The sequence below is a fragment of the uncultured Kriegella sp. genome, from assembly GCF_963975415.1.
In the GTDB taxonomy this organism is placed as follows: domain Bacteria; phylum Bacteroidota; class Bacteroidia; order Flavobacteriales; family Flavobacteriaceae; genus Kriegella.
The window spans coordinates 760,761-786,570 of sequence record NZ_CAXBGN010000001.1; the positions used below are offsets into that span (position 1 = coordinate 760,761).

The 25,810-nt window shown below is 38.9% G+C and carries 27 protein-coding genes; 16 read left to right on the forward strand and 11 right to left on the reverse strand.

Going from position 1 to position 25,810, the window contains the following annotated elements:
- Positions 1 to 53: 53 nt before the first annotated feature.
- From AACZ88_RS03100 to AACZ88_RS03110, 3 genes are all read right to left on the reverse strand, one after another.
- Positions 54 to 1,331 (reverse strand): tetratricopeptide repeat protein, encoded by a 1,278-nt coding sequence (locus tag AACZ88_RS03100; protein WP_339706010.1) that lies wholly within the window; start codon positions 1,329 to 1,331, stop codon positions 54 to 56.
- 164 nt (positions 1,332 to 1,495) lie between these two features.
- On the reverse strand, positions 1,496 to 2,266 hold the full coding sequence (locus tag AACZ88_RS03105; protein WP_339706013.1) for a hypothetical protein: 771 nt from the start codon (positions 2,264 to 2,266) through the stop codon (positions 1,496 to 1,498).
- Between the two features lie 21 nt (positions 2,267 to 2,287).
- Entirely contained in the window at positions 2,288 to 2,968 is a 681-nt protein-coding gene (locus AACZ88_RS03110; RefSeq protein ID WP_339706016.1) for a DUF4331 family protein, read from the reverse strand.
- Positions 2,969 to 3,235: 267 nt separating this feature from the next.
- On the opposite strand from AACZ88_RS03110, the gene AACZ88_RS03115 reads away from it, so the two are divergent.
- Complete coding sequence (locus AACZ88_RS03115) at positions 3,236 to 4,429, forward strand: LETM1-related biofilm-associated protein (RefSeq protein ID WP_339706019.1); 1,194 nt, start codon at positions 3,236 to 3,238, stop codon at positions 4,427 to 4,429.
- A gap of 73 nt (positions 4,430 to 4,502) precedes the next feature.
- Here the strand turns inward: AACZ88_RS03115 and AACZ88_RS03120 are convergent, their stop codons facing one another.
- From AACZ88_RS03120 to AACZ88_RS03135, 4 genes are all read right to left on the reverse strand, one after another.
- Positions 4,503 to 5,258, reverse strand: coding sequence for a LytTR family DNA-binding domain-containing protein (locus tag AACZ88_RS03120; protein WP_339706022.1), 756 nt, complete (start codon positions 5,256 to 5,258; stop codon positions 4,503 to 4,505).
- Positions 5,259 to 5,317: 59 nt separating this feature from the next.
- Positions 5,318 to 5,644, reverse strand: a complete 327-nt coding sequence (locus tag AACZ88_RS03125; RefSeq protein ID WP_339706025.1) for a 2TM domain-containing protein — start codon at positions 5,642 to 5,644, stop codon at positions 5,318 to 5,320.
- On the reverse strand, positions 5,635 to 5,937 hold the full coding sequence (locus AACZ88_RS03130; RefSeq protein ID WP_339706028.1) for a 2TM domain-containing protein: 303 nt from the start codon (positions 5,935 to 5,937) through the stop codon (positions 5,635 to 5,637). Before AACZ88_RS03130 ends, AACZ88_RS03125 begins: the two co-directional genes overlap by 10 nt.
- 132 nt (positions 5,938 to 6,069) lie before the next feature.
- Positions 6,070 to 7,407, reverse strand: a complete 1,338-nt coding sequence (locus AACZ88_RS03135) for a 2TM domain-containing protein (protein ID WP_339706031.1) — start codon at positions 7,405 to 7,407, stop codon at positions 6,070 to 6,072.
- A 292-nt stretch (positions 7,408 to 7,699) separates the two neighbouring features.
- On the opposite strand from AACZ88_RS03135, the gene AACZ88_RS03140 reads away from it, so the two are divergent.
- The 5 genes from AACZ88_RS03140 to AACZ88_RS03160 all read left to right on the forward strand — a co-directional run bounded on the left by AACZ88_RS03140 (position 7,700) and on the right by AACZ88_RS03160 (position 13,431).
- Positions 7,700 to 9,253, forward strand: coding sequence for an FAD-dependent protein (locus AACZ88_RS03140; RefSeq protein WP_339706034.1), 1,554 nt, complete (start codon positions 7,700 to 7,702; stop codon positions 9,251 to 9,253).
- A 104-nt stretch (positions 9,254 to 9,357) separates the two neighbouring features.
- Positions 9,358 to 10,650 carry a DEAD/DEAH box helicase gene (locus tag AACZ88_RS03145; protein ID WP_339706037.1) on the forward strand — a complete coding sequence of 431 codons (1,293 nt, stop codon included), beginning with the start codon at positions 9,358 to 9,360 and terminating at the stop codon, positions 10,648 to 10,650.
- 277 nt (positions 10,651 to 10,927) lie between these two features.
- Entirely contained in the window at positions 10,928 to 11,512 is a 585-nt protein-coding gene (locus tag AACZ88_RS03150) for a hypothetical protein (protein ID WP_339706040.1), read from the forward strand.
- Between the two features lie 123 nt (positions 11,513 to 11,635).
- A complete protein-coding gene (locus tag AACZ88_RS03155; protein WP_339706043.1) occupies positions 11,636 to 12,673 on the forward strand; it encodes a histidine kinase in 1,038 nt (345 codons plus the stop codon).
- Positions 12,670 to 13,431 carry a LytTR family DNA-binding domain-containing protein gene (locus AACZ88_RS03160; RefSeq protein WP_339706046.1) on the forward strand — a complete coding sequence of 254 codons (762 nt, stop codon included), beginning with the start codon at positions 12,670 to 12,672 and terminating at the stop codon, positions 13,429 to 13,431. Before AACZ88_RS03155 ends, AACZ88_RS03160 begins: the two co-directional genes overlap by 4 nt.
- A gap of 82 nt (positions 13,432 to 13,513) precedes the next feature.
- Here the strand turns inward: AACZ88_RS03160 and AACZ88_RS03165 are convergent, their stop codons facing one another.
- The 3 genes from AACZ88_RS03165 to AACZ88_RS03175 form a co-directional block, all read right to left on the reverse strand.
- Positions 13,514 to 14,620, reverse strand: a complete 1,107-nt coding sequence (locus tag AACZ88_RS03165; RefSeq protein WP_339706049.1) for a hypothetical protein — start codon at positions 14,618 to 14,620, stop codon at positions 13,514 to 13,516.
- A gap of 126 nt (positions 14,621 to 14,746) precedes the next feature.
- Positions 14,747 to 15,478 carry a response regulator gene (locus tag AACZ88_RS03170; protein ID WP_339706052.1) on the reverse strand — a complete coding sequence of 244 codons (732 nt, stop codon included), beginning with the start codon at positions 15,476 to 15,478 and terminating at the stop codon, positions 14,747 to 14,749.
- A gap of 1 nt (position 15,479) precedes the next feature.
- Positions 15,480 to 17,441: a histidine kinase dimerization/phosphoacceptor domain -containing protein gene (locus AACZ88_RS03175; RefSeq protein WP_339706055.1), complete on the reverse strand. Its 1,962-nt coding sequence runs from the start codon at positions 17,439 to 17,441 to the stop codon at positions 15,480 to 15,482.
- A gap of 153 nt (positions 17,442 to 17,594) precedes the next feature.
- Here AACZ88_RS03175 and AACZ88_RS03180 point away from each other — a divergent pair, with 153 nt between their 5' ends.
- From AACZ88_RS03180 to AACZ88_RS03220, 9 genes are all read left to right on the forward strand, one after another.
- The gene (locus AACZ88_RS03180) at positions 17,595 to 18,167 is read left to right on the forward strand and encodes an ester cyclase (RefSeq protein WP_339706058.1); all 573 of its coding nucleotides are present in this window, start codon (positions 17,595 to 17,597) and stop codon (positions 18,165 to 18,167) included.
- Positions 18,168 to 18,216: 49 nt separating this feature from the next.
- The gene (locus AACZ88_RS03185) at positions 18,217 to 18,984 is read left to right on the forward strand and encodes a hypothetical protein (protein ID WP_339706061.1); all 768 of its coding nucleotides are present in this window, start codon (positions 18,217 to 18,219) and stop codon (positions 18,982 to 18,984) included.
- A 281-nt stretch (positions 18,985 to 19,265) separates the two neighbouring features.
- On the forward strand, positions 19,266 to 19,700 hold the full coding sequence (locus AACZ88_RS03190) for a hypothetical protein (protein WP_339706064.1): 435 nt from the start codon (positions 19,266 to 19,268) through the stop codon (positions 19,698 to 19,700).
- Positions 19,701 to 19,790: 90 nt separating this feature from the next.
- A complete protein-coding gene (locus tag AACZ88_RS03195; RefSeq protein ID WP_339706067.1) occupies positions 19,791 to 20,726 on the forward strand; it encodes a nuclear transport factor 2 family protein in 936 nt (311 codons plus the stop codon).
- A gap of 115 nt (positions 20,727 to 20,841) precedes the next feature.
- A complete protein-coding gene (locus tag AACZ88_RS03200; RefSeq protein ID WP_339706070.1) occupies positions 20,842 to 21,234 on the forward strand; it encodes a nuclear transport factor 2 family protein in 393 nt (130 codons plus the stop codon).
- A gap of 22 nt (positions 21,235 to 21,256) precedes the next feature.
- Complete coding sequence (locus tag AACZ88_RS03205; protein WP_339706073.1) at positions 21,257 to 21,775, forward strand: RidA family protein; 519 nt, start codon at positions 21,257 to 21,259, stop codon at positions 21,773 to 21,775.
- Positions 21,776 to 21,793: 18 nt separating this feature from the next.
- The gene (locus AACZ88_RS03210; RefSeq protein ID WP_339706075.1) at positions 21,794 to 22,339 is read left to right on the forward strand and encodes an acyl-CoA thioesterase; all 546 of its coding nucleotides are present in this window, start codon (positions 21,794 to 21,796) and stop codon (positions 22,337 to 22,339) included.
- 279 nt (positions 22,340 to 22,618) lie between these two features.
- A complete protein-coding gene (locus AACZ88_RS03215) occupies positions 22,619 to 22,876 on the forward strand; it encodes a hypothetical protein (protein WP_339706078.1) in 258 nt (85 codons plus the stop codon).
- Positions 22,877 to 22,932: 56 nt separating this feature from the next.
- A complete protein-coding gene (locus tag AACZ88_RS03220) occupies positions 22,933 to 24,330 on the forward strand; it encodes a TIGR00366 family protein (protein WP_339706081.1) in 1,398 nt (465 codons plus the stop codon).
- 128 nt (positions 24,331 to 24,458) lie between these two features.
- Here the strand turns inward: AACZ88_RS03220 and AACZ88_RS03225 are convergent, their stop codons facing one another.
- Positions 24,459 to 24,842, reverse strand: coding sequence for a glyoxalase superfamily protein (locus tag AACZ88_RS03225; protein ID WP_339706084.1), 384 nt, complete (start codon positions 24,840 to 24,842; stop codon positions 24,459 to 24,461).
- Between the two features lie 55 nt (positions 24,843 to 24,897).
- Here AACZ88_RS03225 and AACZ88_RS03230 point away from each other — a divergent pair, with 55 nt between their 5' ends.
- On the forward strand, positions 24,898 to 25,731 hold the full coding sequence (locus AACZ88_RS03230) for an endonuclease/exonuclease/phosphatase family protein (RefSeq protein WP_339706087.1): 834 nt from the start codon (positions 24,898 to 24,900) through the stop codon (positions 25,729 to 25,731).
- Positions 25,732 to 25,810 lie beyond the last annotated feature (79 nt).

Sequence of the window (25,810 nt, forward strand, 5' to 3'; positions counted from 1 at the left end):
AAAATGAATTATCGACCAAAATCTGTTAGCTTACATCCTTTTCTTTTCCTCATCTACAAATGAACGATTTTGTCTTCCATAGATGGACCTAACTCATATATAGCCCCCATAAGTTCTTCTTTCAACAACAGGACTTTTTCTTTTTCACCCGTCGCCTTGTAAATTTCGGCATTGCGATAGAGAATGTTGGGCTCAAAAGTTTTTCCTTCTATATGCAACTCAACAATATTACGTGCTTTTTCAGTTTCCCCGTTCTTAAGATAACTATAGGCCAAAAGGCTGTAAGACTCAGGTGTCGGCCTGTTCGCAACTTCCTTTTTCGACAACTGAATTGCCTTTTTATATTGTTGCGTTTTATCGATATAAAGATTGACATTGTATGCATTGTACATATCACCATAGTCGGAATTTTGAACCATTTTAAAATACAGGTCCAGATTAGATAGGCTCTCTATATCATTGCCCATAAATTCGGCAATTTCCGCTTTTACTAAATAATAGTCGGGAGACTTATAATTTTTTGTCACCGAATCTAATATTCGCAAAGCTTCTTCTGGATTTTTCTCATAGGAAAATACAATCCATGCAATACCTTTTTTAGCATAAGCATTGCCGGGATCAAGTTTCAGTGCCTTTAAATAATATCGATACGAATCTTTTACTTTTCCTGCATGGCCGTAGTAGTCAGCCAAATTGGTATAAGACCAAAGTTTAAGTTCATTACTGTTTGTTTTCTCGGCTTCCATCATGGCCTTTTCCATAAATCGTATGGTAGTATCTAAATCACCTTTATAGTCGTTCCATTTGGCCAACCGTATTAGATAACCGAAATCAGACATGTTTTTCGTGCTGTCAAGATATTTTTCCGCATCCTTATAATTACCAAGTTCCATTTGAATATCAAACAGTAATCTTTGAGAGTCCGTAATATCACTTCCCCTCTTTCGAGCAGCATTCGCCATTCGCAGGGCATCTTTAAATCGATGTTGTGATATATAGTTTCTAGCCAGTGCCCTGTAATAACCAGCCCTTCCAATAGCCGCAATATCGACAGCTTTTTCCAGTGCTTGTTCCGCTTTTTTCAAATACTGAATATCGCCAGTTTTTTGAAAAAAATCATTGTATTCCCCTGCTACGATTCCGAAACTCATCAACTGAATGCTATCAGGCTTTATTTTTGAATTCCAAAGGTTGAAATATTTCGAGTCTGTTTTAAGGGGTTTATTAATTAGAAATTCATTGTAATCCTCAGAGTTGGTGACCGTAGCCTCCCCTCCCATTTGACATGAAACAAGGCTGAAAACCGTCAATAAAGTAAAAATATATCTCATGGTAGTGTTTTTAAGGTTTAATTGTAAAGTTCTTGAAGGCTTCTTCTCTTTATGCTAAAAGAAATCTTGCAAAATGGTCGTATAAATAAATGGCTGTAAGCTTACTTACTTTTTAAAATAAGGGAGGGTGAAATCACCCTCCCCTATGCTCCTTTTTCATAGACTTACTCAGGAGCCCCTAGGTAAGGGAAATTATCACTTGGAGTTGCAGTAAAGGCAACACCATCTGAAGTTAGACGCGGCAACATACCGCCATTACCATCATCTTGCCCACTAAAACGGTCACCTTCCATACCTCCGAAAAGAAGTATTAACGAAACATCGATGACATCATCTTGTAACGTTCTACCTGTTAACCCGATCTCATCACCGTCTGGCACGAGTATTCTTCCATCATTGTCAAAATCAGTACCTGGATTAAAGTAGGTAGTTGGATGGTTGGGAGCTACCTCTAAAACATCGGCAGCCAAATAACCTGTCAACGCCGTTATGTCTAAACCTAAAATATTGGTTTCATAGTTGACATCTTCAGGATTGGCACCCAAAAGATTGGCATAAACATCATGGTAAGCCTCTAACCGTGTTTCGAACCATGGTCTAAAAGCTGCAGCCATCTCAGCTGGAACCTTTTCATTGTAAGCATCTTTTCTACTAAAACTTTCCGATTCTACATCAGCGATAAACACAGTGCTTATACCTGGTCTACCCATAAAATCAGCTTGGGCATAGGTGCCTGAAAAATCGGGCATTACAGCAGTTTCGCAGGGCTCACAAGCTGATCCACCACAATCTATGTCAGTTTCATCACCATTCTTAATACCATCAGAGCACGTGGCAATTGCCATTTCTTCACCGACCATATCATCATCACTACACGAAACTAGTACCGTGGCGGCCAAAATTGGCAAGAATAAAAATTTGTTATATAATTTCATTTTGTCTTTTTTAAGTTGTTTTTATTGTTTAATATTTGTGGTTACCCATGTTTTGTACACAGGCACTCCCAATGCATTCATTCCTGTTGTTTCACCCAACATACTATTGGGAATTTCAACAACAAGTGACATTGTATTGGCCCCTTCAAAAGTATCTACCGCCTCATCGGCTGCCTTAAAACCTTCTGGAGCCATGCCCCCGATTACTTGGTTGAACTGACCAAAATCAAAAAAGAAAGGGTCTTGCCGTGGTCCTGCGAAGAGTGCAACTCCATCCGTTGTATTTTCAACTATAGCAGTGGTAGCCGATATATCGACTGAGCCTAAAGGAAAATCGACCATTACCTCACCGTTTAATCCTGTTTGAGAAGGTGCTACAGGCCCGAAGAAATACATTTTCCCATCCCTAGGTATGGCTTGAATGACAAACTCTTCTTCGAGATCATTATTCGTATCGATATTAATTTCTGTTAGTACATTTTCATCAAAACTGCCATAAGCCAGGTCAGGCATTACATTAGTTTGCAAGTCTACCACGAATACCGTATTGTCAGACCCCTCACTGGGTTCAAAAGCATAAAAATCGGTAATATCGGCAGTAGTGTTCGTGGTGCCTGGTGCATCAATATGGTCGGCCGCTATTAAAACAACCCCCACAACCGCCAATACAGACAGCCCTAAATAAATTTTTGTTTTTTTCATTTTTCTAAATTTTTAGATTATTATCACCATTACTTACGAGGTTTAAGTCTGAGGGTTTGGTTTTAGATGTTAATATTTTGTTAATGACTTAAGTTTGTAAAGTTTTAAGAAGGAAAAAAAGGCAACAAAAGATAGACACTGGCATCACCACCTTTACCAAACTTGATCGTTCTCCACTTTATATTTGACTAATGAATAAGTTGAAATAGTGTCCTATATAACGATGTCCCATATTTTGTTTTAATTTGGCCTAATAAACCTTCTAATATGAACCCATCATCATCTGGTTGGATCGATAAATTCGGATCTCTAGTAAAAGAGAGAAAAAATCTTTTTTCCGATTTTGACCATCTTTACCAAGAACTTAAGATTAGTGGATTCATTTACGGCATCAATGTTTCCGGACCCAAATTTATTGTGTCTCCCCACCGACCTTCGGAAGACGAAAATGCAAAGGTCAATTTACTTACGGCGCTCTACTACACCTATAGCTTTGAATTTAAAGAATCTAGTTTCACAGACTTTCTCGATAGTCTATTTAAGTTCTATAACAGCTTGGAAGTTTCAAAAATATCGTTCCTCAACAAACTACTTACCGGAAAAAAGACTTCGGCACAATTAGAATTGCTGATTGATTCACGTGTATACCTCGAAGATAATATGATCAGTAAAACATTCAACAGCATCATAACCAATTCACTTTTATTTATTGATGTATTAACCTTTAAAAGATACCTAAGGGGAGAAACCGATGTAAAAGCATACGCCCAAAATCTGGAATTCATTGCCATAAATATCACCTATCACGCCCTTAATTCTAAAGAAAAAAACAGAACTGACGAAAGACTGGCCCAATTGTTCGCTTCGTCATTGACTTTTATCGATGTCGAACATCAACGTTTTGACGGTTCGTACCGCGAAAAGTTGCTCAATAATTATTCGAAAGCCGAAAATCAATATTTTCTAGATATGGCCTGTCTCACCGTATGGGAAGACAAGTCTCTAGACTATAAAGAGTCGGAATTTATTTTCGGAATCGGCAGGGACTTAAATATAGAGCGCACCAAAATATTGGAATTTCTGGAAGACGTAACTACTTTCTTTTCGTTGAATTCAAAAAAAGTGCCTCATTTAAAAGATAGCAATCTAGCTGTTCAGCTTTACGAAAGTATGGCCAAAGTGGTAAACAAACTTATTTTGCGAAACAGCAAACGGCTTCAAAAAGAGCTTTCGGAAAGCAAAGAACTTGTCGCGCTTTTATCGAAATCAACCCTTCGGGATTTAACTGCGGAGGAGAAAAAGAAAGTACAAAATCAATTGCTCGACATCTTTAAAAGTATTCCTTCCCTGGCCATTTTTATGTTACCTGGAGGTGCGGTACTGCTACCTATTTTCATCAAATTGATTCCGAAACTTTTACCCTCTTCTTTTGATGAAAATCGCGTTGAAAAGGACGAATAATACGATTTTTTAACAGTATAAGAAAAATCTATTATAGTATTCATATAGCTTTATATCAGAATATTAAACACATTTATTGCAACCATAACTTAAAATCTTGCACCCGCTCCCTACTCACGATGATTTCCGCCTCAGAAAAGCGATTCAACTTGATCTGAAGTCGTGAATTGGTATATGAAACTATGTCTTTTACATGGTCGACGTTCACAAAAAATTTCCGGCTTACACGGAAGAATATTTCTGGGGAAAGTTCGGTTTCCAGATTTTCCAAAGTAGTATCGATCAAATAATTTCGACCATCTAAAGTTGCCGCATACGTCCCCTTATTCTCACTATAAAAACATTCCACATCCGAAGCATTGATAATCTTCAAATGCTGCCCCACCCTTGCGGTAAATCTTTTTTTGTATTCCCGCTCTAGCGGATTGACCAACAATTTTTTCACCTCCTCAAAATCAAGGGTCAACCTATTGGCCTTTGGCTGTAAAGACCGGTATTTCTCGACCGCTCTCCCTAAATCTTCGTCATCAATAGGCTTTAACAAATAATCAACACTATTCAACTTAAAAGCCTGTAAAGCATATTCATCATAAGCCGTGGTAAAAATCACAAAGCTTTGGATATCTACTTTGTCAAAAATCTCAAAGGAAAGCCCATCGGAAAGTTGAATATCTAAAAAAATAAGGTCAGGGTGGGTATTCCGTTCGAACCAGGCAACTGACTCTTCCACGGAATGTAACATGGCCGAAACTTCGACTCCCATAGCCTGTAAAAGCCTGTTTAAACGTCTTGCCGAAGGCTTTTCATCTTCTATTATAATTGTTTTCATTGGCTGGCTTATTTTAGTCTCATTCAGTTTTCATTTGAAAGAGCCGAAACCTCTTTTATCTATTTGAATCTTTCGGCATTCTTTTTGTCCTCTTCGATATACTTTTGAATTTGGCGTTCTTCCCAATCTTTACCGAAAAAAGGATTAAACGCAAACACTTTTGCCGCATGAAAAGCCAGCCCTACCCCCCAGAATATGGGCGTAAAAAAATGCCCTATGTCCCAAAAACTACCCCAATCACCTGAAACAGAAGAATATATACCCGCCAAAATAAAGATATTCACGGCCAGATACACAAAAAGATGTATATAAAAGCCCTTAATTTCCTCCACTCGCTTCTTAGCCCGTTTAAGTTTTTTACTATAGTTATCTTCCATTATTTCCATTGCTTTTGATTTTCATCTTCTTTCATGAATTCTTTTATTTTTCGCTCCTCCCAGTTCCGGCCAAAAAAAGGGTTCAACCTAAAAGCTTTGGCTGCCTGAAAACAAAGCCCAATACCCCAACCCATGGCCGCCCATAAAAACCAGGGATAACTCCACTGATCGACCCAATAGTTAAGCGCGGCCAAAAAAGAAATAAACAAAACATACGATATAAGCCCTGAATAGAAGCGCTTTATGGCAGTTACGCGCTCTTTTGCACGCATATATTTATTTTCGCTGCTGAAATTTTCCATTGTTTTAATTTTAATTGGTTTACTCAAATTTCGTAAGTCTTTTATTGATCCTTAAAAAGATAATACCGAAGTGTCGTTTTAGAAGGATGGGCTGCAAAAAGTCACAAAGTTTTTGGCGAACAACATCTAAGATCAGAATTCATCTTTATCCATATACTCCTTAATTTTCCGTTCTTCCCAACTTTTACCCCAAAGCGGATTATACTGAAAGGCCTCGAGTCCGTGCATGATAATGCCAAAGCCCCAACCCACAATGGGAAAAACGACCCACGGAAAGCTAGTCGTTCGATAATTCAAATAGGCCAAAAAGGGAATGACCAAGCAGTAGGTCATCAGATTGTAATAAAACCCTTTTATACTCTCGACACGTTCTTTCGCTTTTTGATAGCGCTTATCATCAATAAATGCCCGCTGTGTTTCCATAACCGATATTTGTTTTATAAGCATGGGCAGCCGCACACTGAATTCCGATGCCGTTTTATTAATAATTATTTTTCGATCTGTTAAAATGCCGTACCGTTCTTGAATGTTTCGCAGACCAACACCACTTCCTTTTTTAACCACCAATTTCTCCTGAAGGTTATTACTTATGACCAGCACTCCTTCCTCTTCACAAACCACTATACGCAGTGGACGATCCGCGGTCACCACATTATGTTTCACCGCATTTTCAAGCAACAATTGCAAAGATAGTGGCACTATCTTCACATCAGGATCAGAGCTTCGCTCTGGAATATCAAATACGATACTCTCTTCAAAGCGCATTTTTAAAAGTTTGATATAAGTTCGGGCGAATTCCAATTCCTCATCAACAGTTATCAGGTCTTTATTCTTTTGTTCCAATACATAGCGATAAACCTTTGATAATGATGTAGTAAAGCGTTGTGCCTGCGCAGGATCCTCGTCAATCAAACTTGTCAAGACATTCAAACTATTGAACAAAAAATGGGGGTCCAATTGATTCTTGAGGGCATCGAATTTGGCCGAAGCGGTACCAGCTATGATTTTTTGCTCCTTAACCTTGGTTTCCTGCCAGTATTTATAATAGTAGAAAGCATAAAAAACACCTACGACAACCATAGCTATTATCAATGAAATATAGTAGTCGCCCGGGCTTTCATTTTTCAAGAACTCTATAGGCGGAATCTGACGAATACCAACCCCAACAACCATTCGCGATACAAATATCGCCACGATCGATGCGCCGAAATTACCTAAAACGCCTATTAACAAACGTTTCAAGGAACTCATATCATCGCCGAAAAGCACATTGAAATATCTCCAGGTATAAATATTTGAAAAATAGATGATTATTGAAAAAATCATGTTTTCATAATACTCCCTCCACAATATCTGAAAGTTAACGCCCCCATCGAATTCCCCCATAAAATATAAGATTACCAGTATGACCATACCGATAAGCGTTCCTACCAAAAGCGCATTTCCTAAATCTTTACCAAACCTCCGCATTCACAGTTTCTTTACCAATTGCATAGCCATTTCCCCTAACTATAGCTTTCGTTTAAAATTAACAAAAAGTTTATCCGACTTTTTTATCACTACCAAGATAACACAATCAAATAGGTTTAATATTTGCAACCTCAAAACCCAGGGCCAAATGTAATAAGGCCACTTGGTTTCAAAAATACCGAAGCTCCCAATTGTCGTTTTTCACAACTGGACTGTAAAAATCACAACCTGTAACAATCATTCTGGGCCGGCCCAATTAAATTAACATTAAAAATTAACCTAATTTTACCGTATGATCAGAAACCTACAGATACGATTATCACTTGAAGAAGAAGCTCAAGAAGGGGCTCTTAAAAAAAAGACATCCAACTATTTAGGCGTTTCCCAGAATACCATTCGATTAAAGGTATTGCGTAAGTCGATCGATGCCCGAAAACCGGCTATCATATTCAATTACAAATTGGCTGTTTATTCAAACGAAGACTACCCAAAAAAGACAACATACGCTTTTGAGTACCAAGATGTATCAAACGCAAAACCTATACATATTGTTGGTTTCGGACCGGCAGGCATGTGGGCAGCCTTGCGGTGTTTAGAACTGGGGTTCAAACCTATTGTACTGGAACGTGGCAAAAATGTACAGGAGCGGCGCCGAGACTTAAAAGCCATCAATCAAGACCACAAAGTAAATGAAGATAGTAATTATTGTTTTGGAGAAGGTGGCGCAGGCACCTATTCCGACGGAAAGCTCTACACCCGTAGCCTAAAACGCGGCAATGTACGTCGCATTTTTGAGAGTCTGGTACATCACGGTGCTACCGAACAAATTCTAATCGATGCACACCCGCACATCGGCACCAATAAACTGCCCAAGATAGTACAAGGCATACGTGAAACCATTCAAAGATATGGTGGAGAAGTTCATTTCAATGTTAAAGTAACAGATTTTATAATCAATGATAATAAATTGAAATCCATCATTTTAAACAATAAAGATGAAATGGATGTTCAGCGTGTCATTTTGGCCACAGGGCACTCGGCCCGTGATATCTTTTATCTTTTAGAGTCAAAGAAAATAGCGCTAAAGGCGAAGTCTTTTGCTATGGGGGTAAGGGTCGAACACCCGCAGCATATTATCGATTCAATTCAATACCATTGCGATGGCGTGCGCAACGAAACACTTCCGGCAGCTTCCTACAGCCTCGTGCATCAAGTCAAGAACCGTGGCGTATATTCTTTTTGCATGTGTCCTGGCGGGTTTATCGTCCCCGCTGCCACGGCACCGGGTGAAGTTGTGGTCAACGGTATGTCTCCTTCCAAAAGAAACAACCAGTTTGCCAATTCGGGAATTGTTGTAGAGATCAATGTAGATGAAGATATTCCCAAATATGATAAGTTTGGTGCTTTGAAAGGGTTGGAATATCAAAAAAACCTAGAGCGTTTGGCATTTACCTCGGGGGGTCGAACACAAACCGCCCCGGCACAGCGTTTAACTGATTTTGTGGAAGGAAACCTTTCCCCCAACCTGAATTCGACCTCTTACCAACCGGGATTGCAATCGGCGCCCCTTCATTCGCTCTTACCCAAATTGATCGGAAGCCGGCTGCGACAAGGTTTAGATGCCTTTGGAAAAAAAATGCACGGTTACTATACTTCGGAAGCCAATATAGTCGGAGTTGAGTCACGCACCTCGTCTCCCGTAACCATACCTAGAAATGATAATTTAGAGCATCCTGAAATCAAGGGGCTGTTCCCTTGTGGCGAAGGTGGCGGTTACGCTGGAGGTATTGTTTCGGCAGCCATGGATGGTGAAAGATGCGCCGAAGCGGCTGTAGTTGGCCTTTAACCCCATAGCACAATTCGTTGTAGAGGAGCTAAACCCGTGCATTTAGGCACATTTCACGGTTATCCAAACTTTAACCGTATCTTCGCGGCTTATTTTATTTATACATGACATTTAAAGACCTAGAATTAGCAGCACCCATATTGAAAGCCGTTGAAGCGGAAGGGTATACCAACCCCACCCCGATTCAAGCACAAGCCATTCCCATTCTTTTAAGAGGAAAAGATCTTTTGGGCGTTGCTCAAACAGGCACTGGAAAAACCGCTGCTTTTGGTATTCCCATCCTCCACCATTTGTACACCGCAAAAAACGGTAGCCAAGGCGAAAGACACATCAAGGCGCTGGTCGTTACTCCTACACGGGAACTGGCCATTCAGATTGGGGAAAGTTTTACGGCATACGGTAAGTTTACCGGACTTCGAAACACCGTAATTTTTGGAGGTGTCAAACAAGGTAGGCAAGTGCAAGCCCTACGAAACGGCGTCGATATTTTAATTGCCACACCAGGACGGTTGTTGGATTTAATGGACCAAGGTTTTATTTCGTTTCGCGATTTAGAGTTTGCCGTATTGGACGAGGCGGATCAAATGCTCGATATGGGCTTTATTCACGATATCAAGAAAATCATTGCCAAATTACCCCCCAAGCGTCAATCACTCTTCTTTTCGGCCACCATGCCCAACGATATTGTAACTCTTTCGAAAAAATTGCTGGGAGACTTTGAAAGAGTAACCATAAAACCCGAACAGGCCACAGCGGAAAAGGTAGAACAGGGTGTTTTCTTCGTCAGCAAAAAGAACAAACCGAAACTTCTGGTGCATCTGCTTCAGGAAAAACCCAACGATTCGGTACTCGTATTTTCAAGAACCAAGCACGGAGCAAACAAAATCGTAAAAAAATTAGACCAATCCGGTATTCGGTCCGCAGCTATTCATGGCAACAAATCGCAAACCGCAAGACAAAAGGCGTTGGGCGCTTTTAAAGAAGGAAAATTAAAAGTATTGATTGCCACTGATATTGCCGCTCGTGGTATTGATGTCGAAGAGCTATCCCTGGTCATCAACTACGACCTGCCCAATGTTTCCGAGACTTATGTGCATCGAATCGGTAGAACAGGTCGCGCCAGCGCCAGCGGTATTGCTTTATCTTTCTGCGACAAGGAAGAAAGACCATATCTACGCGACATCGAAAAACTGATCAAGCAAGCGGTTCCCCGTATGCCAGAGCATCAATTTGTTGATGATGACACCGAGGAAAACAATACCCTACAACAACCTCGAAGACCTCATAACCCGAACCGATCACGAAATCGGAACAAGAACAGTTCTGGAAACCCAAACTATAAAGGCGGAAACAATCGCAACAGAAACAACCGCAATAAATCTAGAGGCAGGGATTAAATCCCTGCTTTTAAAAACAGTGCCCGCCTCCTGCCCTGACTATCACATTGACTATCCGATAACGGTCTCAGTATTTCCTTTCGACAGCTCTCAACCGAACCGCTCTTACCCCTTTTCACTTTATCGGCCGTAAGTTCAATTTACGATTAAGACGTTTCACTTGCCAATTTGTCCACTTCACTCAAAGACTTCTTCTTTCACCCCTATGTTGCTCTACATTTGTGCTCGTAATCAGGAACAATTCTAGATTACCAACATAACCTAAAAATATACAATAATGATAAAATTAAGTCTAGTATTCGCAACAGGTGTTTTAACCACCCTATTTACAAACTTTTCTAGTTATGAAAACCAGAGTTATGCTAACCAAATCAAAACCGAAATGGGCAACCAGTTGAGTGATGAAAATTGTCCGGGGACGGAAGCAGAAAGCTTAAGCCTAGATAATATCGTCTATATTGAAGAGGAAGAGGAAATCGTATTGGATTTTGATACTACGATCTATCTACCTATTGCCTTTAATGCTTACAAGGACATGGAGTTTACCCTTAAGGAGTTAGCCTATATGGAAGCGGAAGAAGAAATTGTATTGGATTTTGACACTTCAAGCTATTTGCCTTTGGATTTTGATGCCTATGGGTCTGCGAGATTGAACCTGAACGAAATTTCATTTATTGAAGCGGAAGAGGATGTCGTTTTAAACTTTGATACGGCCCATTATTTGCCCGAAGGCTTTGATGCATATAGTCCTGCACAGCTTGACCTGAACGACATCAACTACATTGAAGAGGAAGAAGAAATTAATCTCGGTTTTGAAGTTGCCGATTATCTCCCGAAAGATTTTCACAAAAACACGAAATAAGAATTTTTAAAACGTTAGAAAGAATAGGCTTTCGGCAAGAATCGGAAGCTTATTCTTTTCATTTGAATTACTGGAGATAAAAACGAACTTATAAAACAGTATATTTAAAAAATAAAGATAGCAATGGTGGTCGCAAAGCAGGTTGCACAGGCTCAATTAATAAAGATTTCTCTTCTGATTTCTATTTTGGTCTCGCTTCCAAAAACAATTTACATCTATAATATGATCAGTTCTGGAGACATGGACTTCTCCATCGAGCGGATTATGGATTTTCTTGTGCGCCTTCTCTTCTTTTTCCTCTTTTCTTGGTTGACCCTACAACTGAATGCCAATTGGGCGTATATCACCTCTAAGTTCACCGTACTGACCCACACAATCATATTGCTTTTTGCAAATATTATCGTACTGGTGAGCGGCTTGGGTTTAATGGAGTATTTACATCCTACTTTGGTTGGCACCCCCATTTCTAGACAAGAAAAGGGATTCTTGTTTTTTATATGCGCCATTGTTCTTATCATCTTATTCTTTGTCGCTAGAATTTTAAGACTTCAAATCATTCAGCATGAAAATATGATCGAGAATGAACGTCTAAAACAACAAAACCTACAAAATGAACTTGCGGCCCTAAAAAATCAAATTGATCCGCACTTTCTGTTTAATTCTTTAAATACATTGACCGCCCTTGTTCGAGATAATGAAAAAGCTTGCCAGTTTGTAAAAAAATTGTCTTTTATGTACCGATATATTCTACAGAGTAGTGATAAAGATCTGGTAACATTGAAGGATGAACTAAAGTTCTTGGAAAGCTATACGCACTTAATCGGCACCCGATACAGAGACCGTTTTATAATAGACATTGATATAGAAGCAAAATATTTAACGGCAGAAATTCCACCGTTAGCGTTACAGTTACTAGTGGAAAATGCCGTAAAACATAACGAAATATCAGAAACCAATCCATTAAAAGTCATCATTCGCGCGAAAGATTATTCTATTTATGTAGAAAATCAGATGAGACCTCGAACAACACTTGCCGAGGGTACTAAAAACGGACTTACAAATTTAAAAAAGCGCTATTTTCTGGTCAGCAAGCAGGAAATCACACTGCGCAAGGAAAATAATATCTTTAGTGTTCAACTGCCTCTAAATACTATACCATGAAGGTTGTAATCGTAGAAGACGAAATTGCCGCAAGCGAAAACCTCGTATATTTGCTACATGCCATTGATAAAAATATTGAAGTAATAAAATTTTTGGATTCGGTATCCTCTTCCATAGCGTTCTTTTCGCATTCCCATGATGCCGAACTTGTATTCATGGACATACATTTGGCCGACGGACTTTCATTTGAGATTTTTGATAAAGTTGCCATTGACGTTCCGGTAATATTTACCACGGCTTACGACCAATATACCTTAAAAGCTTTTAAAGTTAATAGTATAGACTACTTACTTAAACCTATTGATGAAGAAGAACTTTCAGAAGCCTTGAATCAATTTGAAACCCAAAACGCGGAAAAAAAACAACCCAGTTCCCAAATGGAAGGTTTACTCGATCTAATTAAATCACAAAATAAATCTTATAAAACGACCTTCTTGGTCAACCAGCGCGACCAATTAATTCCACTGAAAACAGAAAAAATAGCTTTCTTCCATATTGATACAGGGGTAATAAAGGCAGTCACTTCAGATAGCCAATCTTATCTATTGGAGACTAAATTAGAAGATATCGAGCATGAGTTAGACCCTAACAATTTTTATAGAGTAAATCGGCAGTTTATTATACACCGCGATGCCATAACCACCATAAAATATTATTTTAATGGTAAACTTATCGTCAATATCAAACCCGAACACGAAGAACGAATCATTGTCAGTAAAGCCAAAGCTACAGAATTCAAGAAGTGGATGGACTCTTAACTTAAACACGCCTGTTTAAGAACAAAAATACCAATCATTAAATAAATGCACATTGAACGCTTTAGCAACTGCTAAGACGGCCTTATTTTTTCTGATACTCTTTATGTATTGCCTTTTCAAAAGCTGCCCAGTGGGCATCGGTCATACGGCCTGGGGTAAATAGGCAAATACCTTTTGCGCCGTTTTCCATTGATTCCCTAATAGCGTCACCAAGTTCTGCGGGTAATAGCCCATGGCCTTCGGGATCTTCTTCATTCGCCTTGTTCCATGGTCTCGGAGAAATAAACAGTCCGCTATATACAGGCGTATTCGGTACCGCAGCCGCCTCTTCTTTTACCACACTGCCAATCCACAGCGTATTTCCCATATAAAAATCGTTGTAATTCATCGGAAAAACTGCATCAAGATCCCATTTATTCCATTCTTGACGAACTAATTCTTTAGAAATCGAGGGACCCGGAAATACCGCAGCGTTGATTTTTTTCCCCTTTTTATGAACCATTTCGGACAAACGGTTGACCAGTTTTGTGATAACGTCATACCGGTATTGTTTCCATTCATAAACATGGGAAGGATCTTCTACCGCTTTTATATCGATACCCGATTTCTTTTTAAAATCAGAAGTACAAGTATCACAATAGCAAAAATCAAATTCTGGGAATTCGCGATCCTGAATCAGCCCGTATTTCTCCCACAGTCCGCGGGCTAGAATAACATCGGGGTATCGAATATAATCTAAATGTATACCATCGACCTCAGCCACATCGGCTACATTGCCATATATATCGGCAAGGTAATCATAGACTTCCTCTTTATTCGGGCATAAAAACTTGTAATAGGAGACATAGGGTTGTTTTTCGTGTGCCGACTCTCCAAGACCGCTAACTCCAAACCAATCTGGGTTCAGTTTTGGATCGCCCTGTACCATTGTCGGAATCCATGTATGAAATTCCATTCCTGCAGCTTTCACAAACTTACCAACCCTTTTATACGTTTTAGGGTCATGTCCGCCACTGTAGAGCAGCCCGTCAATTCCTTTATCCTTAAGGTCTTTGAATTGGGTGGCAAGCTCTTGATCTGTGGCTTTACCGGGTCCTCCCATCCAAGCATATACTGGAATTTTAGAACTTTGAGCCGAGCAAATAAAGGTAAAAACTAGGGTAAGTAGGGTACAGAAATTCTTCATCATTCTTTTAATGTTTTATCAGATTCAAATTTCTAAAAGAAATTCCGATATTTCTCATAAAATGACTCTTTTTTACGCTAGTACCTGTAATGAAGGTTAATTCTCCGAAAATATACAGAAAACCTGATATCAGACCGTACGAATACGGTCAAGCAGAAGGTCTTTATGCGATTTGCTTAAAGGAATAACCTTTCGACCGATTTCCAAATGATGGTCGGCAACGGCATCCAATTGTGAAAGATTGACCATAAAAGAGCGATGTACACGAAGAAAATGAGATTGTGAGAGTTTATCTTCCATAACCTTTAATGTGGTGGCCAAAACATATTTACCGTTACCGGTCACAATTGTACAATAATTACGGTCGGCCTCGATATACTGTATATCTTTCAAAAGAAGTTTAACCATTTGCCCGTGTTGACGAATAAAAATTCGATCCTCTAAAACTTCCATTTCTTGAGGGTATGAATTTTTTCCCTTGTCATCCTTTAACCCTTCGACGACCAATGCCACGGTTCTCTGCAGGTTCAACTTATTAAACGGTTTGGTTATAAATGCCCTGGGGTGTGTTTTTTTGGCCTTTTCAAAAGTGGCCTCGTCTGAGTTGGCCGTAAGATAAATAATTGGAATATCTTGATACTTTTGAATTCGCTTTGCGGTTTCTACACCATCAATTTCCCCCTTTAGATTAATGTCCAACAACAGTATATCGGGTGTATTTTTGATAGCATGAACTATAGCTTCTTCCCCTCGAGATTCGATGCCGGTTACCTCATATCCTAAACTCGTCAATTGGAGCGATAGATTTGCCGCGATAATCATATCATCTTCAACGATCAATATTCGAATAATTTTATGCATATTAAGCTGCTTTGTTTGATTGAAATTGAATGGAAACCAAAGTGCCCTGGTCTGTGTTGAGTGTCATCTTCCCATCTAGTTGCCGGGTCAACAACGCTATCAATTGCGTTCCAAACCCCGTTCCTTCAGTTTGGGTCTTATGCGTTTTACCCACACCATTATCATTCACCTCAAGTTGAAAAATTTGATCCGTTTTCTTTAAACTGATTCTAATTTTTCCATTTTCCATGTCGGGAAATGCATATTTCAGTGCGTTGGTCAATAGTTCGTTAACCATGAGGCCAATAGGAATAGCCATATCAACATCAAGCTCGAGAGGGCTCATATCGACAGTTACGACAACCCGATCTTCAACACCAAATACGCTTAAGCTATATTCTGCAAGATTTATAAAATAATCGCGCATTTCAATGGCAGCCAAATTCTTGCCCATATATAGCTTTTGGTGAATCATACCCATACTGTGTACACGGTGTTTACTTTCTTCAAAAGCATCTAGAACACCAGAATCTTGAGTTTGCGCAGCTTGTAAGGACAAAAGACTGGAAACAATCTCAAGGTTGTTCTTTACACGATGATGAATTTCCTTTAACAAAAACTCCTTTTCCCCATTTTGTCGTTTTAATAATTCATTTTTCTTTACATTGTTCTGAATCGCTTTGTAGGAAAGCAACAATAATAAAAATAACAAACATGCTATAATGGTGATAAACGTTTGTTTTGTGCGCTGTTTTTTTAGCTGGGTCTCCTGTGTTAGAATTGTACCCTCTTTATTTGCCACATCGAACTCCGTACGAAGCAAGGCAGTACGCTGGTCGGCCTCGGCCGTAAAAATTAGATTTTTTAGCGCATCGTATTTAGCAAAAGCCTGATAGGCTTCTTGATAATTATGGTTTCCTGCGTAGGCTTTACCTAGTGTTTCATAGGCCTGACTCAAGTAATAGGCATCACCAAAGTCGTTTGTCGCAATAGTTATACACTTTTTTAGGCTTTCAATTGCCGACACATATTTACCTTGTACATTTTGCATTTTACCAATGGATAACCAAGATCGCATTTCCATAAAATTATTTTCGAGCAATTCTGCATATTTAACAGCATTCATACCTACTTTACTTGCCTTTTCAAATTGATTGAGGTAAGCGTAAAGGTCTACCAACGATATATATACATCACTTAAATTGTTATAAAAACCATACCGTTCGCCAATTACAATGGCATGTTCATAGTGCTTCTGGGCTTTATCATATTCTTTTAGAGCCAAGTAGTTGTTACCGACGACATAGAGTGTAAAATCATAATCAAGATCGGTAATACCACGTTCCTCAAATAGCTTTAAAGACTTGAGACCATATTCAAGGCCTGTTTCAAATTTTGATTGTTTCCAAAAGAGATTGCTCAGGTCACTATAGGCAAGCGCCATGGTTTTTCTATCATTCAGCTCAACACCGATCTTGAGTGATTCAAGGGCATAATCTATAGCTTCTTGCAAACGCCCCCTTCGCTCATAAACATACCCCAATTGCGTATTCAAAAATGCCCGATCTATCGGCATCACTTTATTTCTTGCTTTCTCTAGAACGGTTTGGGCGCTATCGAGTTTTTCCATACGCAATAGTATCGCTCCTTCGGTAATCTGAAACCTACCATGCCATAAAGTGTCTTTTTTAAATTGGGTAAGTGCGAGTCCTTGCATAGTAAACTTCATGGCCTTGTTCAAGTTGCGGGTATGCCAGTAGTAAGCCAAGTCGTTTAAAAGAGAAAATCGGAGCGTATCAGGTCGTGCTTTAAGATAGGCATCTTCTAAAATATCTAAATAAGATGCCCCAAAATTATCAGTATCGACAAAGACCCTTTTGTAAGTATTTTCGCGATTGAAGTCGACAATTTGGGAAAAAACCGCCCCACAATTCAAAAAAGAAAAGATAAGAATAAAAACAGCTTTATGGAAAAGGCTTTCCATTACTCGGTTCGGTTGTTAACTAGGGAAAAACAGTATAATATACAATTAATATTTAATTAATCTTCGATAAGTAAAATACCGCTTTCGGACATTAAAAACATCCATTCGTCCAACCTCACTTTTCAATCTGCCCTAAAATGAATTCATTTAAGTATGGATTTTAAGAATACGGTTCTTCAGAACCACCCATTCTGCGCTGTAAAAAAGAAAATACCCGTAATAGCACCGGCAATACTGCTATTGCTATTGGTATTCTGCAAAGAACGTCAACCGAATACAGACGTACGAGTGACTATGGAAAGTACTATAAAAGCCAATTTCGAAAGCTTTATTAAAAATGGATGGAATAATGGGGATATAAAAAAAGTAAAGACAATCGCCGATGAAAATTACATTAGAACACTTAATGGAATTACCGTTGCCACCCATCATAATGAAATGGAAGCCAATATGAACATTTTTATTGAAGGCTTTCCCGATTGCGAAATTACCATCGAGCAGATCATCTTAAAAGATAACAACCTCTTCGCCCAATGGATTTTTAAAGGTACGAACAACGGAGTTTTCGGGGAATCGGCTCCAACCGGAAAAAAGGTGAACATAAACGGCTGTTCTACCCTATTATTCAATGAACAGGGTAAAATAGCCAAAGAAGATGTGTACTACAATGAACTTGAGCTTTTACAACAACTGGGGTATTCCTTAATTCCGCCAATACTGGAATAAGATCTTAAACGCAAATAAGCAATAGCAAAAACCATAAAACCGAACAATTATGAAAACAAAAAAACTAAATTTTCTCCTAGCACTTCTATTAATGACACCACTTGCGCTCTTACAAGCACAGGAGAGCAAAAATCAGGCCTTCTATATACATGAGGATCAGGTAAAACCTTCTAAAATACAAGAATATGAGCAAGTTTCGAAAGAATTTGCGGAAGCTTGTAAAACCCATAAGCTCTCTGACGTTAACTGGACAACCGCCACTACCACTACCGGTAAATATTTGACCATAGCGCCCATTGAAAATATGGCCGAGCTTGACCAAAATGTGTTCTCTCCGCTAATGGAAAAAATGGGTGAAGATGCTTTTACCAACATTTTTAAAAGATTCAATGAATGTTATGACAGACATGGAGACTATATCGTGTACCTGAATAATGAACTTACCTATATGCCCGAAGGTATCAGCACGACCACCGAAGGAGAGAACTACAGAAAATGGCATTTTTTACATGTAGCCCCCAATAATATTCAAAACCTTAAAGGAAAATTAAAAGAACTCAAAGCACTTTATCAAAAGAAAGGCGCTAAAGAGTACTACCGCATATACCATAACGGGTTTGGTAATATGGGCGATTATTATGTGGCTGTCATCTCTGCTAAAAATGCAGAGGATTATGCCAAAAAATCAACCGTCAACGATGAACTTATCGGTGAAGAAGGTAAAAAGTTATTCACGGAAATGTTCAAATATGTACTCAAATATGAGGTTGAGTCAGGAGAAATGCGACCAGATTTGAGTTATGCGGCATCAAATTAAAATGATTTACATGCAGACTGGAAATTTCGGAAGAAGTATTATGACCATACGTATAAAGTAGATTTTGATTTGAATTAGCTACTTCACAAAGAGAATCGACCAGACTATTGTCATGCCCAGTCTGCTTTTTTTCAACGGAACCAACACCTTTACATCAAGAATAACACATAAATGGTAATCAATATTAAAGACAATGATCTACTAGAAACTTTTTAACCTCAAAGCAACACAAGTGAAATACTTGGCAAAAAAATACTATTAATAACCAATACTTAAATTTTATGAAAACAATCAAATCCCTTTTAGGAACCCTTCTAATTCTCGCATTGTTTATGACAACGGCCGGTGTAGCCCAAGAAGGACATTACTATACGGTAACCACCTGGAAAATACAAATTCCGCAAGACGGCTCCCGTGCAGAACTGAACGATTTAATGAAAGAATTTTCGGAAAAGGTGGTCCTTAAGAACGAAAAGATACTCAGTGAAAAGGTAATGCACCATATCTCCGGTGCTGATTTACGTGACCTGGTAATCACTACGGAATACGCCAACTGGAACGATATCGATGCCGCGAGCACCAGACAAGCTGAATTAATGGAAACTGCTTGGCCCAGCGAAGATGAACGAAAGAACTTCTTAAAGACTTGGAATAAATATGTCATCACCCATTCTGATGAAATCTATCAGGAAATGCCCGAATTGGCAAAAAAATAATAAAAAAACATTAAACCTGGCGGGTTGATCCATCTTGAAATTTCGGGGGAAACTGGTTGGAAACCTGTTAGGTTTTTAAAAATTAAGTAAATGAAAAAAATTATACTATTGCTCGTTATGATGACCACGCTCATCGCATTCTCTCAGAAGAAAAACGGAACAGTCTATTTGGAGCATCCTGCTATTGATGTTGTTGCCACTTTTACAGAGGCCTTTGTAAGTGGTGATACCACCAAGATAGCAAGTTTGTTAACCGATGATTTTAAGTCCTATAACGGTGTTTCCACAAATCCCGATACCAAGGGCACTGAAAAGGCTGCATTTTTAAAAAATGCATTCCGTTGGTCCGATGAACTTGATTATTTCTCCATAGCTGATTTTCCTGGATCCTATCCCGATGCCATTGAGTACAAAAAAGACAATGAAGATGACAAAGTATGGGTGCAAACTTGGGAATTATTAAACGGAATTCATAATAAAACCGGCGTAAAATTCTCGTCACCGGTACACCGCTTGTTTGTCGTAACTAAAGACCTTAAAATAAAAACCATAATCAATTATTTTAATGAAAGTATTTTTGACGAAATAAGACAAAGTTTTTCTGATCGCAGTAATGGCACTATTTATAACCATCACGACAATATAAATACCGTACGTAAAGCCGTATATGCATTTGAAAACTCAGATTTGGAAAAAGCCATCAGTTACTACAGTGAAGACGCCCGTTTTTTTAATATCAATGATGATTTTAACAAACCAGATACCAAGGAAAACGTAAAGGCCTTACGACAAAAATTCTTGGACGATTTTCAAATTAAAAGTATAGAAATGATCGGTTATCCTGATTATTTGGAATACGAAATGGACAACGGCAGATCAGTTTTATCTTGGTGGAATTTCCATTTGATCAGAAAAGCGGACAAAAAGGAAATAGTACTTCCCATGCACATGAACGATGATTTTGATGAAGATGGGAAAATAACATCCGAAGTCATTTATTTCAACAGATCATTATTAGAGAAATAGCACAAGTGCCGTGAAGTCTATTATACTACTTCACGGCATCCTTAACTTAAAGTAAATAGTAAGAATGACAGAAAATAGGCCTGGCCATTTTTTGAAAGTCATATAAACCAAAAGCATGAAAACTATAATCGAAAACTTGTATAAAGCATTTGCAGAGGGCGATGTTCCTTCTGTACTCGGATTATTGGATAAAACTATTGTTTGGAACGAAGCCGAAGGGAATGCCTTAGCCGATGGCAACCCGTATATAGGCCCTGATGCCGTTTTGAACGGCGTCTTTGCCCGACTTGTCGAAGAACACGAGTACTTTAACCTTAAAGATATTGAACTTCATAATATGGAGAACAACCAAGTGCTTGCTACGCTGCGCTATGATGCTAAAAGAAAAAGCAATGGTGCTCTCGTCGATGCCCAAGCAGCACATCATTGGAAACTCAAAGATGGAAAAGTGATTGGGTTCCAGCAGTATGTTGATACCAAACAGTTAGCGGACGCTGAAAAGAAATAAATACCTACAAAACAATAGCAAAATGAAAAGAGTCTATTTAAAGCTAAGAAGGCTTATCACAATTCTATTTGTAATCACTGCCTTTGGGTGTAACCAACCACAAAAGGAGAAAGGGAATGAAAAGGAAATAGAACAAGTAGCGGTCGAAGCCGAAACCCCTGAATATTTTCATTTACGTCCAGAAGTAGAAAAAGCTTATGGCTATTCCCATGCAGTACGGATCGGTAATAATATAAAAATTTCCGGGGCCGTGAGTATGGATGCCGAGGGTAATGCAACTGCTGTAGGTGATTTTGAACAACAGATGAAAAATTGCTATGCCGATCTGGAGAAAATTTTAAAGCATTACGAATGCACCTTTGATGATGTAATCGTAGAAAATATTTTTACTACCGACATGCCCAAATTTTTGGAAGTTGCCGCTTACAGAAATGAAATTTATACCAAACAATTTCCTGCAGGTTCTTGGCTTGGGGTAAAAGAATTGGCAGTACCGGAATTTATGATCGAGATAGAATTGGAAGTATATAAAGTAAAATAAATCTTATTTTTCAAGCATATGCTTTACTATTGGTCCCAGCTACTTTACATTTTTATAGGTTCTAGGCTTTTCTGGAGCAAAGTGGATTTGATTTCGCATCAAACTAGAAAGAGGAGGGTCAACATTTTAGATTGCGACACATTTCGCTATATGTCGAATTCGAAGTATGCCTACTATATGGATTTCATTCGGTTTGAAAAGATGTTCCGCTCCAAATTATATGACAATACAGTAAAAAAGAGGATGTTCCCCGTATTGGGTTCCCAAAAAATCATCTATAAAAAACCATTAAGAATGTGGTCTAGTTTTCATGTTACATTGATACTCGAAGGTTGGGATGACAAATGGGTATACCATACACACCTCTTTACACAAAACGATCAAGTATGTGCCATCGGTTATACCAGAGCGGCCTTTTGGAAGAACAAAAAGGCACAAGACGTGCGAATGATTCTCAAAAACTGCGGCGTAACCAGAACTGAGTTGACCCCATCGGCAGAAATATTCGACATTTTTAAAGATGATTACCAGCTTTTAAAAAGCTCCACTGATTTAACAGCCTAAAAACAATCATCATGGAGATAAATTAGGCGTATCGCTATCCATAATAAAATTGCTCTGCCCATGAACTCAAAACCGAAACAAATGAAGTTTTGGGCTTCGGAATATTCATCTGATTTTAACATTGATTTACTTTCTAAAGGATAAATTTCAAACAAAAGCCAAGTAAAAAAACAAGTGGTAAAAACAAGATTAAAGAAACTTTTAAATTCCATTTTTATCGAATTTAAGACCTTGATAATGAATCAATTTCATTACATTTAGAGAACCGACCGAACCAAAATGAAACCAACCAAATGCTCCTTACCATTTACCGAATTTTTTGATGGTACAGGAGATTTTAGTTTTTACTTCCACATTCCCGCCTTCTTTGCCATGCTTTGGGTTTTGATGCCCGCTGCACAGCCTATTTTATCTAATTCGACAAAAGAAGTTTGTTTGTCAAGTCAAACCCAGAAGATATCACAAAAATTAAAGGAAGTCATTGTTCGCGGTTCGATGGCCCAGAAACATATTTCTCCGGGGGTATCAAATTTATAAAAGATGAAAATAAAGAAACGATTTAGGTCCTACTCAAAGAAGTAACCAAAAAAATTATGCTCACCAAACTCGGAGAAAAATTCACTGCCCTGTTTCAAAAATACATGCCCAATGCATTTGTTTTTGCTATGCTACTAACGCTATTAACTGGATTAATTGCATTGATATGGTTAGATACCACACCTTTGAAAATCATCAAAGGATGGTACAACGGTTTTTGGTCTTTGTTGGAGTTCGGGATGCAAATCGTATTGATCATCATCACTGGTTTTACCATCGCTCTTTCGCCTATTGTAAAAAGCGCTATTGACAAACTGACCAATTACATAAAAACACCGCGGCAGGTGTATTTTTGGGTGGTGTTTTTCGGAGTTTTACTAGCGATGGTTAGTTTTGGATGGCTCGTTATCACCTGCGTGTTGGCAAGGGAATTGGCCCTTCGTATTAAAGGTGTCAATTATCCTTTTTTGGTGGCTTGCGTCTATTTTAGCACCGGCAGTTGGGTAACAGGCCTTTCAAGTTCCATTCCGTTGCTGTTGGGCACGGAAAAAAATTATTTAATTGAGGCGGAAATCTTATCGGAAATTATTCCAACAACAGTTACACTGGGATCTGGTTTAAACATTGCCATGATGGTCCTCTATGTCATCTTTTCACCCTTGATGATACTTTTGCTCATTCCGAAAACGAAGCACATCAAACAATTGGATGATATGCTGGACGACAAAACGAATAAAATTGAGCTTTCGATTAAAGATGAAGCCTCAACCATGAACTTAGCTGTTGAATCAATTTCCGATAGATTGAATAATGGCATATTGCTTCAAATTTGTATGGTGCTCATGGGCTTGACCTATATCATCTATCATTTTTTTACCAATGGTTTTCAATTGAATTTTAACATCATGATCTTTATATTCTTGATTCTCGGATTGGCATTGCACAAAACACCAATGCGCTATGTGATTGCCATGAAAAGGTCGAGCAATAATATCTCCGGAATTCTATACCAATATCCTTTTTATGCGGGTATTATGGGCATTATGCTCTATACCGGTTTGGGCGAAAAATTTGCAGAACTCCTGGCATCGGTTGCTACAATTGACTCCTATCCGTTCTATGCCTATTTAACTGGGGGAGTCATGAATTTTGCCATTCCGTCTGCAGGTGGGGAATTTGCTGTTGTAGGACCAAGTATTATCAATGCCGTCAAAGATATTGGCGAAGGCCTGCCAGCCAATGAAGTCATGGCCATAATATCGAGAGCCTCTTTATCGATTGCGTATGGCGAAAGTCTGTCAAATGTACTACAGCCCTTTTACCTATTACTCGTATTTCCGATTATGGGAAGCGGAATCAAAATTCAATCACGCGATGTGATAGGGTATTTGGTCATACCGTTTATCGTGTTTTTTATCATCCAATCCATTTTAGTGACCTGGATGCCTTTGTAATTCGTAAATAAAATGATACCAAAAACCAACCGAATAGCATCCTTTGGCCTATTTAGTGGTGTTGTCATAGTAATAATGGCATTTGACCATTCCCGAAGGCTCGGCTACAGAACGATTTACAAATCGTATTACTTCACATCCCGATAAAAGGTCAGTCCATTTTTAAACGGGTCGTAAAATGCAAATTCTTTGGTGCCCCAAGCAGTTTCACGCAACAAGGTGTGGGCGTGAAAAACATCTTTTTGCGAGTATTCTTCAAACAGCAACTCGATATTTTGGGCTACGATACGAAGCAGGGGCCTATCTACTTCGACCTCCCATTCCGTCGCATTGTGCCATTGCAGGTGAATTTCGATACCGTCCCTCAGAATCCCAGCGTATTTGGGTCTTTTGCTATCATCGGCAAAAGCGATTTTAAACCCTAACCGATTCACATAAAAATCCAACGCCTCGACCACGTCCATAACGGGCAAGACGGGGTGTATTTGATGAAGATATCCTTTTGTTTGCATAACCTAAAATTAAAGGTTTATTCCTAAATTACGGCCGATTTAAAAAACACTTAACATGCCGATTAAAAAATGTTCTTCGCTTATAATCCTATTTTCCCTATCCGTTTTTGCGTTTGGCCAAACGACCGAACTAATGTCTTTCAATATCAAATATGATAACAAGAGCGACACCATAAACAATTGGAACGACCGCAAAGAGAAAATGGTCGAACTTTTAAAGCACTACGAACCATCCATTATCGGAATGCAAGAGGTACTCATCAATCAATTGGAATATTTAGACACGGCGTTACCCACTTATAAATATGTAGGGGTAGGTCGTGATGACGGAAAGGAAAAAGGGGAATTCTCCCCTATTTTATATGATACGAAAAGTTACAAACTATTGAAATCTGAAACGTTCTGGCTTTCCGATACTCCGGATAAAATCTCTAAAGGGTGGGATGCCTCTTTAGAGCGTATCTGTACCTATGGGCTGTTCGAAGACCTCCAAACCAAGAAAAAAATATATGTTTTCAATACCCACTTCGACCATAGGGGAGTAAAAGCGAGGGCAGAATCGGTAAAACTGATTCTAAAAAAAATAAAGGAAATAAACACCAAAAATTCAGCTTTGGTGCTTATGGGCGACCTCAACCTTACACCTGATCAAGAACCGATTAAAATGCTGAAGAAGTATCTAGATGAGGGACAAGAAATCACCAAAAAACCCTTTTACGGTCCCGTTGGCTCATTTAACGGCTTTGACGACCGCACGTTGACCAATAAAATAGATTACCTCTTCGTAAAAAATCTTAAGGTCGAAACCTACAGGCACATTGATGACCGTATGGACAACAACAAACACATATCAGACCATTTGCCCGTGTTTGCCAGGGTTTCGTGGTAGTGGTATTAAGTGGGTGTTTGAGAAGGGCACACCAAACGTCATTACGAACAAAGTGAAGTAATCTCTGGGCTGACTGCCC

Coding starts and splice junctions, on each gene's coding strand:
- AACZ88_RS03100 (WP_339706010.1), bottom strand. CDS start 1,331: ATGAGATATATTTTTACTTTATTGACGGTTTTCAGCCTTGTTTCATGT.
- AACZ88_RS03105 (WP_339706013.1), bottom strand. CDS start 2,266: ATGAAATTATATAACAAATTTTTATTCTTGCCAATTTTGGCCGCCACG.
- AACZ88_RS03110 (WP_339706016.1), bottom strand. CDS start 2,968: ATGAAAAAAACAAAAATTTATTTAGGGCTGTCTGTATTGGCGGTTGTG.
- AACZ88_RS03115 (WP_339706019.1), top strand. CDS start 3,236: ATGAACCCATCATCATCTGGTTGGATCGATAAATTCGGATCTCTAGTA.
- AACZ88_RS03120 (WP_339706022.1), bottom strand. CDS start 5,258: ATGAAAACAATTATAATAGAAGATGAAAAGCCTTCGGCAAGACGTTTA.
- AACZ88_RS03125 (WP_339706025.1), bottom strand. CDS start 5,644: ATGGAAATAATGGAAGATAACTATAGTAAAAAACTTAAACGGGCTAAG.
- AACZ88_RS03130 (WP_339706028.1), bottom strand. CDS start 5,937: ATGGAAAATTTCAGCAGCGAAAATAAATATATGCGTGCAAAAGAGCGC.
- AACZ88_RS03135 (WP_339706031.1), bottom strand. CDS start 7,407: ATGCGGAGGTTTGGTAAAGATTTAGGAAATGCGCTTTTGGTAGGAACG.
- AACZ88_RS03140 (WP_339706034.1), top strand. CDS start 7,700: ATGATCAGAAACCTACAGATACGATTATCACTTGAAGAAGAAGCTCAA.
- AACZ88_RS03145 (WP_339706037.1), top strand. CDS start 9,358: ATGACATTTAAAGACCTAGAATTAGCAGCACCCATATTGAAAGCCGTT.
- AACZ88_RS03150 (WP_339706040.1), top strand. CDS start 10,928: ATGATAAAATTAAGTCTAGTATTCGCAACAGGTGTTTTAACCACCCTA.
- AACZ88_RS03155 (WP_339706043.1), top strand. CDS start 11,636: ATGGTGGTCGCAAAGCAGGTTGCACAGGCTCAATTAATAAAGATTTCT.
- AACZ88_RS03160 (WP_339706046.1), top strand. CDS start 12,670: ATGAAGGTTGTAATCGTAGAAGACGAAATTGCCGCAAGCGAAAACCTC.
- AACZ88_RS03165 (WP_339706049.1), bottom strand. CDS start 14,620: ATGATGAAGAATTTCTGTACCCTACTTACCCTAGTTTTTACCTTTATT.
- AACZ88_RS03170 (WP_339706052.1), bottom strand. CDS start 15,478: ATGCATAAAATTATTCGAATATTGATCGTTGAAGATGATATGATTATC.
- AACZ88_RS03175 (WP_339706055.1), bottom strand. CDS start 17,441: ATGGAAAGCCTTTTCCATAAAGCTGTTTTTATTCTTATCTTTTCTTTT.
- AACZ88_RS03180 (WP_339706058.1), top strand. CDS start 17,595: ATGGATTTTAAGAATACGGTTCTTCAGAACCACCCATTCTGCGCTGTA.
- AACZ88_RS03185 (WP_339706061.1), top strand. CDS start 18,217: ATGAAAACAAAAAAACTAAATTTTCTCCTAGCACTTCTATTAATGACA.
- AACZ88_RS03190 (WP_339706064.1), top strand. CDS start 19,266: ATGAAAACAATCAAATCCCTTTTAGGAACCCTTCTAATTCTCGCATTG.
- AACZ88_RS03195 (WP_339706067.1), top strand. CDS start 19,791: ATGAAAAAAATTATACTATTGCTCGTTATGATGACCACGCTCATCGCA.
- AACZ88_RS03200 (WP_339706070.1), top strand. CDS start 20,842: ATGAAAACTATAATCGAAAACTTGTATAAAGCATTTGCAGAGGGCGAT.
- AACZ88_RS03205 (WP_339706073.1), top strand. CDS start 21,257: ATGAAAAGAGTCTATTTAAAGCTAAGAAGGCTTATCACAATTCTATTT.
- AACZ88_RS03210 (WP_339706075.1), top strand. CDS start 21,794: ATGCTTTACTATTGGTCCCAGCTACTTTACATTTTTATAGGTTCTAGG.
- AACZ88_RS03215 (WP_339706078.1), top strand. CDS start 22,619: ATGAAACCAACCAAATGCTCCTTACCATTTACCGAATTTTTTGATGGT.
- AACZ88_RS03220 (WP_339706081.1), top strand. CDS start 22,933: ATGCTCACCAAACTCGGAGAAAAATTCACTGCCCTGTTTCAAAAATAC.
- AACZ88_RS03225 (WP_339706084.1), bottom strand. CDS start 24,842: ATGCAAACAAAAGGATATCTTCATCAAATACACCCCGTCTTGCCCGTT.
- AACZ88_RS03230 (WP_339706087.1), top strand. CDS start 24,898: ATGCCGATTAAAAAATGTTCTTCGCTTATAATCCTATTTTCCCTATCC.